We start from the raw sequence: 14,078 nt of genomic DNA on the forward strand, positions 1-14,078 counted from the left end.
GGAGGCGACATGAACTTTCACATGAATCAGGAACAGCAGCAATTTGCCGACGCGCTCAGGCGCTGGGCCGACAAGGATTACCCGTTTGAAACGCGCAAGCAGATCGTTCACTCGGCCACGGGCGTCTCCAGCGCCGCCTGGGCCACCCTGGCCGAGCTGGGCATGACGGCCTTGCCGCTACCGTCCGGCGCAGGCGGCTTCGATGGCACGGCCGTCGATATGCTGCTGGTAATGCAGGAACTTGGGCGCGCGCTGGTGGTCGAACCGTATTTCGCCACTATATTGGGGGCCCGCGTTCTCACTCTGGCGGGCGGCCACGAGGGCGTGCTGGAACAGGTGGCCAGCGGCAGCCTGAAGCTCGCTTGCGCGCTCGGTGAGCGGCAGTCGCGCCACGCTATGCACGACATCGCCACCACGGCCACGGCCAGCGGCGACGGTTTCGTGCTCGACGGCGAGAAAACCGTCGTCATCCATGGCGCGCAGGCGGACTTTCTCATCGTCTCGGCGCGCAGTAGCGGCAGCCAGATGGACACGGATGGCATTGCGCTATTGCTCGTGCCTAGTGACGCGCCCGGCGTTTGCGTGCGCGACTACCGCACCATCGACGGCCAGCGTGCGGCCACGGTGACCTTCGTGCAAGTGGTGCTGGAGCATGAGGCTCTGATTGGCCAGGCGGGGCAGGGCTGGCCCGTGCTGGATGCGGCCGTGGATTACGGTGCCACGCTGCTGTGCGCGGAAGCCGTGGGCGCCATGGATGCCCTCTTTGCCGCCACCCTGGACTACCTGAAGACGCGTCAGCAATTCGGCGTGCCGATCGGCAAATTCCAGGTCTTGCAGCACCGCATGGCCGACATGTTCATCCATCTGGAGCAAGCGCGTTCGATGGCCATGCTGGCCGCGGCCAAGGTCGATAGCATCGACGTGGCGGAGCGCCGCCGTGTGGTCTCCGCTGCCAAGGCGCGCGTGGGGCTGGCCGCCACCTTTGTCGGCCAGCAAGCCGTGCAATTGCATGGCGGCATGGGTGTGACGGACGAATTGCCCGCCGCCCATCATTTCAAGCGCTTGAGCATGATCGCCCTGACCCTGGGCGATGTGGAGCACCATATCGAGCGCTTTATCGCCCAGCCGGGCTTTTTGCCCACGGAGACCGTATGACCGTATTGACCGGAATCAAACCCAAGCACTGGTATTTCGAAGATTTTACGCAGGGCCTGGAAATCGAGCTGGGCCAGCGCCATGTGACGGAGGCCGAAATCATCGCCTTTGCCACGGATTTCGACCCGCAGCCGTTTCATGTCGACCATGCGGCAGCGGAAAAAACCATCTTCAAGGGCGTCATCGCCAGCGGCTGGCATACCTGCGGCATGATGATGCGTCTGGTGGTGGACAACTTGCTCAAGCACTCGTCCAGCATGGGCTCGCCCGGCCTGGACAGCATCCGCTGGCTCAAACCCGTGCGCGCGGGCGATACCCTGCACCTGACTTACCAGGTCAAGCAAGTACGGCCATCGACGTCAAAGCCGGACCGTGGCATCGTCATTTCCCTGTGGAGCGTGCGCAACCAGCATGGCGAGGTGGTGACGACGGTGGAAGGCATGGGCATGTTCGGCCGCCGTCCGCTGGCGCAAGCGGAGCAGTCGCATGCGTGACATCGTCGGCATTGCTGGTTTCCAAGCCTTGTCGGGGCAGCATGTGGCCGTTTCCGACTGGCTCACTATTACCCAGCAGCGCATCGACATGTTTGCCGACGCCACGGACGACCATCAGTGGATCCACGTCGATGCCGAGCGCTGCGCGCGCGAGTCGCCCTACGGCTGCACCGTGGCGCACGGTTTCCTGACCTTATCGTTGCTGCCGGCCATGCTGGCCGGTGCCTTGAATATGGCCGGCATCCGCATGGCCATCAACTACGGCTTGAACAAGGTGCGCTTTCCCGCGCCCGTGCCCGTCGGCAGCCGCTTGCGCGCGCGCCTCGACATTATTTCCGTGGATATCTTGCCGGAAGGGGCACAAGTGAACTGGGCCGTCACCATGGAGCGCGAGGGTGACACGAAACCGGTGTGCGTGGCGCAGTTTTTGATGCGCTGCCATGCCTAGTTACTCTATCGCCGACGCGCAATACCTGTCACGTCCCGTTTGCTTGGCGCGGTACAGCAGGGCGTCGGCGGCGCGGATCAGGGCGCTGGGGTCCATGCCTTTGGTGGGCATGACGCTGGCCAAGCCCAGGCTGACGGTGACGTGCGGGCCGACGCTGGACTTGGCGTGCGCGATGTGCAGGGCGTGCACTTCGTCGAGGACGCGCTGGGCCACCACTTCGGCCCCTTCGCGCGTTTCCTGCGGCAGCAGGATGATGAATTCCTCGCCGCCGTAACGCGCCAGCAGGTCAGACGAGCGCACGGCGCAGCGGCGCAGGGCGGCGCTCACCTGCTGCAGGCACAGGTCCCCCGCCTGGTGTCCATACGTGTCGTTGTAATGCTTGAAGTGGTCGATGTCGGCCATGATGATGGCCATCGGCATGCCGTCACGCGCGCAGCGTCGCCACTCGCTATCCATGGTCTCATTTAAGCTGCGCCGGTTGGCCACGCCCGTCAGCGTGTCGGTCAGCGACAGTTCGCGCATGGCGTCGGCTTGTCGCTTGATGGTCAGCTGGCTGCGCACGCGGGCGCGCACGACGGCCGCGTTGAACGGCTTCGTGATGAAATCGACCGCGCCCGCTTCCAGCGCCCGCGTCTCGTCTTCGGGCTGGTTCAGGGCGGTGACGAAAATGACAGGAATGGCACTCAGTATGGCCGATGCGCGCAGCGCATTGCAGACGGCGTAGCCATCCATGCCGGGCATGACAGCGTCGAGCAGGATCAGGTCCGGCAGTTGATTATGTGCAATTTCCAGTGCTTTTACACCGCTCAGTGCGAACAACACCTCGTGTTCCTCGCGCAGCAACTGGTGCAAAATCTGGATGTTTTCCATGGCGTCATCGACGATAAGGATACGCCCGTTCATGGCAAGGTCGGTCCAGCTCACTTGTTTTCCTCTCGTTTTAGCTGATCGAGCACGAGTTTTTCCGCCTCAGAAAAGTTCAATGTTTCAATCGCGTTTGCCATCGCCAGCGCCGCTTCCCGGTCTGACTGTTCGATGACAGGGTGCAGGACACGGAATTGCGCCAGCGCCTTCAGGTTGTGGTTGCGGATTAAGACGAGCAGTTCGGCCAGGCCAGCGGGCAGGTCGACCTGCCCGCTGGCGGGCGCGCTCTGTGCCGGTTGGCTGCGTCGCAGGGGCGAGGGCAGGGTGCGTGCCGCTTCGATGACTTCGGCCATCGCCAGTTCCAGTTGCACCAGCAAGTCTGTGCTGGCACGCGCGTGTCCCTCTTTCAGTGCCTTTTCCACAGCGCCAGCCAGGCTGGCGATGTGGACGGCGCCCAGGTTGGCTGCCACGCCGCACACGCGGTGCAGCAACTGCTTTGCCTGCAGCGTCTGGCCTTCGGCCAGCAGGCGCCGGGTTTCCTCGACGGCGTCGCCTTGCGAATTTTCAAAACGCTTGAGCAGTGCCAGGAAGGCGCCGTAATCGCCGCCGAAGCGCTGCAGGGCTGCAGCCAGGTCGATGCCGGGCACCGTGGCCGGCACTTGCGGCGTGGGCGCGGCGGCTTGGTCGGTCCGGGTGGCGCTGTCACCCGCGCCGCCGGTTGCCGGCACCAGGCGGTTCAGGGTCTCGATCATGTCGTCGACATTGATGGGCTTGGCCACATGCGCATTCATGCCGCTGCTAATGGCGCGCAGGCGGTCCTCGTGCATGGCATTGGCCGTCATGGCGACGATGGGAAGATCCGGCAAGCCCAGCGCGCGTATGGCCAGCGTGGCGTCGTAGCCGTTCATGACGGGCATCTGCAAATCCATCAGCACCACGTCCCAGGCGTCAGGTGTGCTGGTGAGCAAGTCGACTGCCAGCTTGCCGTTGGCGGCCACGTCCACGCGCGCGCCCGAGTGCAGCAAGATGTATTGTGCCACTTCCTGGTTGATTTCATTGTCTTCTACCAGCAGCACGCGCATGCCTTCCAGCAAGCCCGACAGGGGCGTCGAGACGGGCAGCGCCGATGGTGCGCTGCGCCCTTCGCGCACGGCGGTGACGGCCGCCAGCAGGCGCGCCGGGGTGGCCGGTTTCGAGACGATGCCGGCCAGCATCAGGCTGTCGGCCAGGCGTTCGAGGTTTTCGCGGTCCGGTTCGGCCACCAGCATGATCACGGGCGGCAGTAGCAAGTGCGCGGCGGCGCGCATCTCGGTGAGCAAGGAAATGCCATCCATGTCGGGCATGGCCGCGTCGAGTAGCACCAGGTCTGCCGGCGGCAGGCCATCAAGGCCGCCAGCGCTGGCGTGCAGTAGCGCCAGGCCAGCGGCGCCACTGTCGGCGCTGCGGCTGTACCAGCCCTGCGCCGCGCACCAGTGTTCCAGCATGGCGCGCACGCTGGCGTTGTCGTCGATGATGAGCAGCGACAGCGCCGTAGGTGCGCTCTTGTCTGGCGGCTTGGACTGCGGCGCCACCTTATCGAAGCGGCAGCTGAAGCGGAAATCGGAGCCTTCGCCGAGCGCGCTTTTCACGCTGAGATTGCCTCCCATCAATTCCACCATGCGCCGGCAGATGGCCAGCCCGAGTCCCGTGCCGCCATATTTGCGGCTGGTGCTGCTGTCGCCCTGTGAAAATGCGTCAAAGATGCGTTCCTGCTCGACCGCGCCGATGCCGATGCCCGTGTCGCGCACGGAAAACTCCAGCGTTGCGCTGGCCGCATCCTCGGCCAGCATGGCGATGGCCAGCACCACTTCTCCCTGCGAGGTGAATTTGACGGCGTTGCCGACCAGGTTGATGAGGATTTGTTCCACGCGCAGGGCGTCGCCGATCAGCTCGTCCGGCACGCCCGGTGCCAGCACGAATACAGGCTCTACGCCGCGCGCCCAGGCGCTGCTGGCGAGCAAGACGCCTATGCTGTCGAGCATGCGTTCGAGCTGGAAGCGCCGCTGTTCCAGCATCATCTGTCCTGCCTCGATTTTGGAAAAATCCAGCACGTCATTGACGATATTGAGCAGCGACTGCGTGGCCATCTGGATCTTGCCGACATAGCTGCGCTCGCGCCGCTCCAGCGGCGACTCTTCGAGCAGGCGCGCCAGGCCGATGATGGCGTTCATGGGCGTGCGGATTTCATGGCTCATGTTGGCGACGAATTCGCTCTTCGCCGTGCTGGCCGCCTCGGCCTTGTCGCGCGCGCGCACCATTTGCTCATTGAGCTCGTACAGGCGCAATTGCGTGTGCTTGAGTTCGGACACGTCCGAGGCCAGGACGAAGAAGCCGCGCACGCCACCGCTGTCGTCGATATCGGGGATGTAGTTGGTCCAGGTATGGCACACCTGGCCCGTGGCACTGAGCAGATCGCGCTCGAAGCTTTGCGGCCGGCCTGCCAGTACGCCCTGGACATGGTGCGCATACACGTCGAACAGTTTCTGCCCCAGCAATTCGCGCATGTGGATGCCGTCGAGCTCGGCGCTGCTGCGGCTGAACCATTCATTATAGAAATTATTTGCAAATCGGCAACGCAAATCGGCGCCCCAGTACGCCACCATGCCGGGCAGGTTGTCGGTGACGGTACGGATGAAGCGTTCGCTCTGCTCGAGGCGCAAGGTGGTGGCGTGCAGCACTTCGGTAGCGCGCTTGCGTTCCGTAATATCGATCGACACCCCCAGCACGTGGCTGGCACGCCCGGCATCGTCGCGCAAGACTACCTTGCGCGTGGTGAAGTGGCGCGTGCTGCCGTCGGCCGCGTTGAGCGCTTCCTGTTCGATTTCCACCATCTGCCCGGTGGCCAGCAGCTTGCGGTCGGCGCTGAAGAAGGCGGCCGCCTGCTGCGGCGGGAAGAAGTCGTGATCGGTCTTGCCCAGCAATTGCTCGCGCGAGCGTCCCAAGGTCAGTTCTGCGTGGCGGTTGACTATTTCAAAGCTCAGCTTGTCGGCGCGCTTGACGAAAATCATGGCCGGGATGTTTTCGATGATGCTGCCGAACAGATGCTTCGAACGGCGAAACTCTGCTTCACTGCGCTTGCGCTCGGTAATGTCCAGCCACAGGCCCGAGACACCCAGCAACTGCTGTTCCGGGCCGAAAATCGGATGGTACGAGACGATCCAGTCACTGAGCTGTTCGCGCTGCCGTCCGCTATGGCCGTTCAACTCCCGGTCAACGATCGGCATGCCCGTCTGCAGCACCTGGCGCACGCAGCGCTCGACGTCCGCGCGCACGGTGTCGTCGACCAGCATGGCGCCCACGGGACGGCCCAGATGCTCGGTTACGCTGGCGCCGTTGATGGCGGCCAGGTAATGGTTGATCATGACGATGCGCAAGTCCAGGCCCACGAACAGCATGCCGATGGGCGCCGTCGCGTACACGGTTTCGAGCAGGCGCGTGGATTTTTCCAGGGCCAAGGTGCGCTCGGCCACCAGGCTTTCGAGTTGCGTGCGGTGGCGCCGCAGGTCGCGCTCCAGCGCGCCCAGGGCGCTGGCCATGTCAGCCGATTCGCGGTCCGCGTGCTTGTTCGATAGCAAGGGTTTGCCCTGTGCCAGCGCGTGGATTTGCTCGGTCATTTCCTGCAAGGTGCGGGCCAGGCGGCCGCCTACGCGCCAAGCCAGGGCATAGCCGGCGCCCAGCAGCAGGGCCAGGATGACAGAAGCGGTGACCACCGAGCCCAGCAGCGCTTCGGCCACCGTGCTGTTGCGCATGGTGACGGCTACTGCCCAACTGTTGTCAGGAGCGCGGCGAAAGCCGGTATACACGTCCAGGCCTTCCAGAGTGTCATGGCGCAACACGCCTTCGCGCGCCTGGCGTATGTGTTCGAGCAGCGGCGCCACGCTGCGCTGGCCCACATAGCGCTGCGGCGCCAGGGTGCGCGCCACATGGATGCCGTCGGCATTGATGATAGCCGCGCCCAAATAGGCTGGCAGCTGTAGTTCGCGCAGCAGCAAGGGCAGGTAGTCGGGCGGGTACAGCGCCGTCAATACATGGGCGGCACCCTTAGCGCGAGGCAAGGGCAGGTTCAGGGCCAGTTGCGGCATGCCGTCGGGCGTCCTGGAAAGGCTGGTCAGCCGCGCCTTGCCGCTGTCGCGTACGCGTTGCATGCTGGCGGCCCATTTTCGTGGCAAGGGAGGCGCTGCCTGGCTAGCCGGCACCGCAGTATTGATCAGCTGGCGTCCCTCGGTGTCGGACACGATGAAGGCACTGATGGCCAGGCCCGGCTGCAGCAGGCTGTCGCTCAGGGCGCGCAGGGCGCCGATGTCGTCCGCTTGCAGGGCGGCCGAGGCGGCGAGGATGCGCGCGGCCATCTCGGCGCCATTGAGGTCGCGTTCGACGGCGGCGGCGACTGCCCGCGCCGCTTGCGCCGTTTCGCTGACGACATGGTCGCGTTCGCGCGTGTAGCTTTGCGCGACGAGCACGAAAAATACTAGCGCCGTCGGAATAACCGAGGCCAGCACCAGCCATGAAATTCTTGAGCGTATCGAAGCCAAAGCTTGCACTCGGAAAGCTCCCAGAATGAATGAGTCGACAGGCAGGCTCAAGCGGCTACTGACTGATCTTGAATGAAATGATGCTAGACGAAATTGATTGCTCTGACAAGCCTAGTTTCCGCAACGAAAAAAAGCTTGTGCCAGGCATGCCGATGCAGCGCCGCGCTGTGCCGATGGCAGGCGGGCGAGGTGCGCATCGTGTATGGTTTTGTTGTGATAGTGACTGGCAGGTCAGAAAAAGACGGCGATGCGGGGGATGATCGCACCGGCATTGCCATATGGCATGTTCGCCCGTACGCTGCCCGTGCTGGCGACGCCGTCGTCGAGTTTGCTGTCGATCTGCTCCGCGTAGCTCTCGGGCAAGTTGTCAAAACGGATACCATTGCCGGCGCGTCCGCCCACTTCATCGTTGTACAGGTAGACGGCGCCGCCTTGGGCGCTGGTCATGAATTGCGAGGTGCCGTTGTAGGCGCCGGTAATGAAGCCGCCCAGCGCCAAGTGCTGCGGCGCGAGGGTGAATTCGCGCGGCTGGCCGTCGCCGATCTGGCCATCGCCATTGCCATTGCCGGCCGAGTTGGGCACGTGCACGGTACCCTGGACATCGTCGCCGGGCAGGGCGCGGAACTTGTCCTGGTAGGCGTTGACGGCGGCCGTCAGTGCATTCGACTGCTGGATGATGTTTTTCACCTTGGCGCTGTCGATCAAGCCTTGTCCTTTCAGCACACCACCGAGCAGCAGGCCGATGATGACCAGGACAATGGCGATTTCTACGAGCGTGAAGCCTTGCTGGCGGCGTGGGAGCATGGAAATTCCTTGAAAAAAGTGCAGGGGCCTGATATCGCAGTTTACTGCAAATATTATCGGCTGCGCATGGCATTTTGGATGCTGGCTCATGGCGCCGCCTTTGCTTTCCTCTTGCTCAGTTCGTCGAGCCGGCGCGCCAGGAAAGCGAGCTCGTGCGGATCGCTGATTTGCCCGCTGGCGATCAGGCCGCCGATCAGCAGGCGGGCGCTGTCGAGTTGATCCATGTCTTCCAGGATGAACGCTTCCATCTCGCGCACCCAGGACGGCACTTGCGGCCCTGCCGCCAGTTGGCGCAGTGCGCGCGCGTAGACTAGCGCCAGCGGCAAGTCGTGCAACTGGTGTTTTGCCACCAGTACCGCCTGCGCCATGGCAGGCCAGCGGTGCTGCGGGTCGGTGGCAAAGCTGTCGGCGACAAAGGCCAGCATGCGCCGCGCGCGCTGTGGATCGGCCACGCCCGCATACACGACACTGGCGGCCAGCAGCGCAGACTGGCTGCGCGGATCGAGCGTTTGCGCCGTCTCCAGCCAAGCCGCCAGGCGGTCATAATCGAGTTGGCGCCACGGCAGGCTGAGGCCGGGCTGGTCTTCGAACGATTGCAGGTACAGCAACATAGCCTTCGACATCGCCAGCGGCTCGCCCAGGCTGGCTAAGCGTGCCACGGCGGCCGGCGGCGCGGCAGGCAGCGGCTGTGCCTGGGCGGGAGCGTACTGCTGCGACAGGCGCCAGCCCAGCTGCAGCAGCAGGCAGGCAGCCAGCAGCCAGCACAGAGGGCGTGGCACGCTCGACCAGGGACGCGGCGCGCCAGCCATCAGATGTTGCGGCGGTAAAAGTCGCACAGCGCGCAACTGCTCAACAAGCCGACATAGATGGCCGTCTGCAGCGCCACGCGGCCCAGCGCTTGCCAGTCGCCGCTCGCATACAGCAGCCACTCCGTGCGCGTAAAGTCGTCCAGGCTGGGCAAGAGCAGGGCCAGCACGTCGATGCTGGCTGCCGTTGCCCGCTGCAGCCAAGAGTCGCCCGTCTGGCCGCCGTGCGCCAGCAGTTGCAGGCTGCCCAGCATGCGCGCCAGCAGATAGAAGCTGCCGGTAGCGGCCAGCGCGGGCAAGGCCTGTTGCAGGCTGGCCGCGCACAGCAGGCTGAAGGCGGCGACGATCCACAGTTCTGCCAGCAGGGACAGGGCCCACAGTGCGCTGTGCGCAGGCGCGGCGAACAGCGCCATCAGCAGGCCAAACAGCACGGCGGGCACGCCCGCCAGTGCTGCGTAGCCCAGCAACTTGCCCAGCAGATAGGCTGCGCGCGGCATGGGCAGTGCCAGCAGCAACTCTAGCCCCCTATCGGCCGCTTCGCGCGCCATGCTGGTGATGATGAACGTGGACAGCAGGAAGACGCTGGCCAGGCGCAAGGTGGCCGCCAGCAGCGCCGCCTGCACGGCGCCGCTTTCCGTCAGCGCCAGTTGCTGCAGGAAGCCGGCCAGGCCGGTGCAGCCGCAGGCGGCCAGCACGAATAGCCACAGCAGGCGGCTACGCAGCGCTTCGAGCAGCGTGTAGCGGGCGATGGTGAGCGCTGGCGTGAGCATGGCCGGGCGCATCAGCGGGGCAGCCTTTGCGCCACCACCATGCGGTTGAACAGGATGTTCGGCGACAGCCAGGCGACCAGGTCGTCGAACTCGCCGCCTGGCTGTTGCGGTCCGCTGGCCGCGCGGCTGATGACGGTGGTGGCGTTCGCGCCATTATTGCGCTCGTCGACATTGTTACCGATAGGCACAGCCTGGCGCTGGCCCTGCAAGCTGGTGGCGCCAAAGCCGTTCTTGCCATAAGACATGATCATGGCGGGGATATCGTTCAGCGCCGTCGCTTGCTGCAGCGCGCCGCCATTGCGCGTGACGATGCTGATGTCGCGCGGCGTCGATAGGCTAAATAGCAGGCCGCTGTCGCTGAAGGCGGGCGTCACGCTGTAGCGCAACAGATTGTTCCAACTGTCGCCCGCACGCAGTCCCAAGGTGGCCCACGGCAGGAAACCGGCGCGTTTTTCACCTCGGCAGCGGGTGCCGCGCCGATCTTCCAGTCCATTGCCGGCGGAGATGGCGGGACACGGCAGGTAGCCGTAGCGCAGCGCGTACCCGGTCAGCGCCTCCTTCGCCTCGTCCAGGGCCTTTTGCGTCTCGGCCACCTTGCGTTGTTCCAGCTGCACCGTCAGCGGCGTGACCATGCCGCCTATCATCAGGCCCACGATGACGAGCACGATGGCGATCTCGATCAGGGAAAAGCCATGCTGGCGGCGATGCCGCAAAAGACGGGCGTTCATGGCAGGTTGCGCGCGGCGCGCATGCGTTGGTATAGCGTGGGCAAGGTAATCCAGGTCAACATGTCGTCAAAGGTGCCGCCCGGCAGCGCGGTATTGTCGCTGGCAGGGCGGGTGATGAAGCTGCGGCTGGCGCTGTCATTGGCCGCCTCGTCGAGATTGTCGCGCGCCGTATTGCGTTGCCGCACGCCGCTGGCGGCCATGCCATAGTGATCCTTGCCTTGCGAGAACAGCACGACGGGCAGGCATTGGGCGCTGACGTCGCATTGCGCCTGGCCGGCGACGAAGGCGAAGTCGCCGCGCTCGCCGCGCGTGAGGACGACCCGGTCGGCGATGGCGGAGAACGAGACGATGGGGGCGCGCGCCATTGCCGGCGTGACGCTGTAGCGCAGCAACTTGCCCCAGGCATCGACGCCCGCTACGCCCAGCGTGACCCAGGGCAGGAAGCCGTTGCATTCGGCGTCGTCGGCGCAGTCGGCGGCCCGCTCGCGCCCATCGAGGGCGGAGGCGGCTGGACGCGGCAGCCGGCCCTGCGTGGCAGCAAAGCCGAGCAAGGCTTCGCGCGCCTGCGCCAGAGTGGCCAGGGTGCGCTGCTGACGCTCGGCCTGCTGCGTATTGCGCCCGAAGGCGCCGATCAGCACACTGGCAGCGGCGAGGCTGATGACGGCCAGCAGCAGCAGCAGGGCGGCGCCGTGCTGGCGCTGTCGCGGCGTCATGGCTGCGTATCCTGTATCTGCTGTATCTGCTGTATCTGCTGTATCTGCTGCACCTCGGTGACCGTGCCGCTGGCCGGGTCATAGCGCTGGCCAGGCTTGAGTAGCACCACCTGGCCCGTCGACAGGCGCAAAGTCAGTGTGCCCTGCATGCCGGACTTGTCGCGCACGAGACGGTTGTGCGGTTCGTTCTGCGCTTCCTGATTCAGCCAGACAGTGGAGCGGCCACTGCTGCGCAGTAACACGCCATTCAATTCCACGGGCGGTGAAGGCGGCGCTGGCGCTGGCGCTGTGGCCGGCGTCAGGGCCGGATCGGCCGCCGGTGGCCCGTAACGCTGTGCATCGATCTGGGCCCGCTGCTGGGGTGACAGGAATAATCGCCCGAGCTGGGGCGACTGGGCGTGGGCGGTCACTGCGCTGCCGGCCAGCAGCGCGCACAGGACGAGGGTGCACCGGGCGGAGGGGCACAGGATGGGGGGACATCTCATGGCCGCCCCGCTTCGGGCACGGCCGTGCTGCCCAGAGTCAGCCATAGCAGCTCGCATTCGGCGCCCACGGTGGGTGGCGCCTCACTGCCGCCGCCGGCCGCTGCCTGGCGCTTGAGCGTGCAATCCTGTACGGCGAAATAGCCGGCCTGGCGCAAATCGTCAAACAGGTTCAGCAAATCCATCTCGTGCAGCAAATCCATGCGCAGGCGCATGCGGCTGCCGCGCAGACGATATTGCCCCATCACCATGGACGATGGCACTTGCAATCCTTGCTGCGGGCTGATGTCATAGCTGATAGGTAACAATTTTCGCTGTTCCTGGCTGCGGCGCATGGTGTCGATCCAGGCCAGGCGGTTTTCTTCGCCGATCAGGCCGCTCTTGCGCAAGGCCAAAAATTGCGGTTCGTAGGCGCGGATTTCCTGCTTTTCCGCTTCCGCGTGGTTGAACAGCGAGGTGGCCGCCGAGCGCGTGCGCCGTGCCATCTCCAATTGTTGCGCTTCGCGTGCGTAATAGGCGGTGCTTAGGCTGAGCAGCACCAGGCTGGCCAGCAGGGTCAGTACAAAGCACAGCGCAGCGTTGCGCACCAGATGCAGTTCTCCCATCCAGGCGGGCAGTGTGCGCCTGGACGTGCCGGCCCGCTTCATGCCGGCCAAGGGCGCTTGCTTGAGCGGGCCGCTCATGGCTGCCACGCGAGCAAGAGCGTAAAGCGGGCCTGGCTGTCCGGCGACGAAGCGGTGCTCTTGCCGGACAGGGCGACGCTGGGGCGCAAGTCCAGTGGCATGGCCTCGATCGTCACCTGCAAGCCCGGCTGGCGCGCCAGGGTTTGCGCGAAGGCCGTGATGGCGGCCAGGGCGGCGCTGTAGTCATTGTTCGGCATGGTCACGTCCGCTTCCAGGCGCAGCGCCTGCGGCGGCGCGACGGGAATGCCTGCCTGGGCGCTGCCGCCTTGCAAGCTGGCGCGCTGCTGCGCTGCCAGGCTGCCTGTGTCGCGCGCGGCGGGCTGGCCCGCATGCCAGTGCAACTGGCTGAGTGCCACCTGCGGTGCCTGGTTCAGCGCGGTGCCCAGCATGCCCAGCAGGCGGCCCGGTTCCGGCGCCTGGCTGGCCATCATTTGGCCCAGGGTCACGGCCACTTTCATGTTTTGCGTCTTGGCCGGCGCCGGCGACTGTGTCGACATGACGCTACGGTAGCGCTCTTGGTAGGACGCCGTCTCTTGCGCCAACTGCTGCGTGGCGGCGTCGGCGCTGATGCCGCTGGACAAGCAAAACACGCACCACAGGGCAGCCGACCCGCCGATCAGCGCACTGGCGCCATACAGCGCATTGCGCGCGCGCCGGAAGTGGTAATAGCGGGCCAGCGTACCGGGCGGATAGTGGCTGGGCGGCGGATGCTTGCCCAGCAAAGTGAGCAGCAATTCGTCGGCCAGCGCGGGCGTCTGGCGCAAGCCTACGCGTTCGCCTGCCAGCTGCAGGTCGATGAAGTGGTAGGCCACTTCCACACCGTTGTCGCATAACAGTTCAAGCTTGGCGATCTGCGCGGCCGGCGCCAGGATCACGGTATTGAGCACGTCGCCGCGCGCCAGCATGCGCGTGCTGGTGAGAAACTGCCGCGTCTTTTCCGTTTCCAGCGCAATATTCACGGCCACGCCATCGAGCGCGATGGCCAGGGTCTGGCGCGAAAAGCGCAGCTGGCCTTTTTCGTAATAGCTTTGCCGCAAGCCGCCTGATTGCTGCGTTACCAGCAGCAGGTGTTCGTGTGTGATCGACAGTTTTTTCACCAGCGCCACGCTGAGCAGGCTGGTCGAATATATGCCCGCTACCGGTACGCGCAAGTGCTCAAGTGCCTCCGTCCACGGCTGCAGCAAGCTGGGGTTGGTCAGCGCAAAGAACAGTACCTGGTCGTCGTGGCGGCCGGTGCTTTCACGGCCCAGCAGCGTGCTGCCGCGGTAGGGCGTATCGCGGTGCAATTGTTGCTTGCGCCGCTGCAGCAAGGCACGGCCGGCCTTGCCGCGCACGTGGGGCAGCAACTGGTGCTGGAAATCTTCCTCGATCAAGTCCGTCAGCAGGTAAGTGGGGACATCGCGCCGCGCTGTCTGCGTATCTTGCAGCCATGCGGCGAAGTCGTCCAGCCCGACTGCGCTGGCAGGGAAGGTCTGGCCCTGGCCCAGCCCGCCTTGGTCCCAGTCGTAGGCGCACAGGGCGTCGCTGGTAATGTAGAGTAATTGTTTGCGCAACACGGCG

At 65.0% G+C, this 14,078-nt stretch carries 13 protein-coding genes; 3 read left to right on the forward strand and 10 right to left on the reverse strand.

The window, feature by feature from the left end:
* The first annotated feature begins 9 nt into the window (after positions 1–9).
* Genes ACQ4V8_RS03850 through ACQ4V8_RS03860 form a run of 3 tightly spaced genes read left to right on the forward strand, consistent with a single transcriptional unit; the run spans position 10 to position 2,097 of the window.
* Positions 10–1,155 carry an acyl-CoA dehydrogenase family protein gene (locus tag ACQ4V8_RS03850; protein ID WP_436570931.1) on the forward strand — a complete coding sequence of 382 codons (1,146 nt, stop codon included), beginning with the start codon at positions 10–12 and terminating at the stop codon, positions 1,153–1,155.
* Positions 1,152–1,649, forward strand: a complete 498-nt coding sequence (locus tag ACQ4V8_RS03855) for a MaoC family dehydratase (protein ID WP_070346716.1) — start codon at positions 1,152–1,154, stop codon at positions 1,647–1,649. Before ACQ4V8_RS03850 ends, ACQ4V8_RS03855 begins: the two co-directional genes overlap by 4 nt.
* Positions 1,642–2,097 carry a MaoC family dehydratase gene (locus ACQ4V8_RS03860; protein WP_010399080.1) on the forward strand — a complete coding sequence of 152 codons (456 nt, stop codon included), beginning with the start codon at positions 1,642–1,644 and terminating at the stop codon, positions 2,095–2,097. The genes ACQ4V8_RS03855 and ACQ4V8_RS03860 overlap by 8 nt, the downstream gene beginning before the upstream one ends.
* On the opposite strand, the gene ACQ4V8_RS03865 is transcribed toward ACQ4V8_RS03860, so the two are convergent.
* The 10 genes from ACQ4V8_RS03865 to ACQ4V8_RS03910 form a co-directional block, all read right to left on the reverse strand.
* Positions 2,098–3,021 (reverse strand): diguanylate cyclase, encoded by a 924-nt coding sequence (locus tag ACQ4V8_RS03865; RefSeq protein ID WP_010399078.1) that lies wholly within the window; start codon positions 3,019–3,021, stop codon positions 2,098–2,100.
* Positions 3,018–7,541 carry a PAS domain-containing protein gene (locus ACQ4V8_RS03870; protein ID WP_436570932.1) on the reverse strand — a complete coding sequence of 1,508 codons (4,524 nt, stop codon included), beginning with the start codon at positions 7,539–7,541 and terminating at the stop codon, positions 3,018–3,020. Before ACQ4V8_RS03870 ends, ACQ4V8_RS03865 begins: the two co-directional genes overlap by 4 nt.
* 222 nt (positions 7,542–7,763) lie before the next feature.
* Positions 7,764–8,336, reverse strand: a complete 573-nt coding sequence (locus ACQ4V8_RS03875; RefSeq protein WP_436570933.1) for a prepilin-type N-terminal cleavage/methylation domain-containing protein — start codon at positions 8,334–8,336, stop codon at positions 7,764–7,766.
* Positions 8,337–8,422: 86 nt separating this feature from the next.
* Positions 8,423–9,145, reverse strand: a complete 723-nt coding sequence (locus tag ACQ4V8_RS03880; protein WP_010399073.1) for a hypothetical protein — start codon at positions 9,143–9,145, stop codon at positions 8,423–8,425.
* On the reverse strand, positions 9,145–9,912 hold the full coding sequence (locus ACQ4V8_RS03885; protein ID WP_436570934.1) for an ABC transporter permease subunit: 768 nt from the start codon (positions 9,910–9,912) through the stop codon (positions 9,145–9,147). Before ACQ4V8_RS03885 ends, ACQ4V8_RS03880 begins: the two co-directional genes overlap by 1 nt.
* An 11-nt stretch (positions 9,913–9,923) precedes the next feature.
* Entirely contained in the window at positions 9,924–10,640 is a 717-nt protein-coding gene (locus ACQ4V8_RS03890) for a type II secretion system protein (protein ID WP_436570935.1), read from the reverse strand.
* A complete protein-coding gene (locus tag ACQ4V8_RS03895) occupies positions 10,637–11,353 on the reverse strand; it encodes a hypothetical protein (protein WP_436570936.1) in 717 nt (238 codons plus the stop codon). Before ACQ4V8_RS03895 ends, ACQ4V8_RS03890 begins: the two co-directional genes overlap by 4 nt.
* The gene (locus ACQ4V8_RS03900) at positions 11,350–11,838 is read right to left on the reverse strand and encodes a hypothetical protein (protein ID WP_436570937.1); all 489 of its coding nucleotides are present in this window, start codon (positions 11,836–11,838) and stop codon (positions 11,350–11,352) included. The genes ACQ4V8_RS03895 and ACQ4V8_RS03900 overlap by 4 nt, the downstream gene beginning before the upstream one ends.
* The gene (locus ACQ4V8_RS03905; protein WP_436570938.1) at positions 11,835–12,518 is read right to left on the reverse strand and encodes a hypothetical protein; all 684 of its coding nucleotides are present in this window, start codon (positions 12,516–12,518) and stop codon (positions 11,835–11,837) included. Before ACQ4V8_RS03905 ends, ACQ4V8_RS03900 begins: the two co-directional genes overlap by 4 nt.
* The gene (locus ACQ4V8_RS03910; RefSeq protein WP_436570939.1) at positions 12,515–14,074 is read right to left on the reverse strand and encodes a hypothetical protein; all 1,560 of its coding nucleotides are present in this window, start codon (positions 14,072–14,074) and stop codon (positions 12,515–12,517) included. Before ACQ4V8_RS03910 ends, ACQ4V8_RS03905 begins: the two co-directional genes overlap by 4 nt.
* Between the last annotated feature and the right edge of the window lie 4 nt (positions 14,075–14,078).

Source organism: Janthinobacterium paucivorans, from assembly GCF_051380805.1.
In the GTDB taxonomy this organism is placed as follows: Bacteria; Pseudomonadota; Gammaproteobacteria; order Burkholderiales; family Burkholderiaceae_D; genus Janthinobacterium; species Janthinobacterium lividum_D.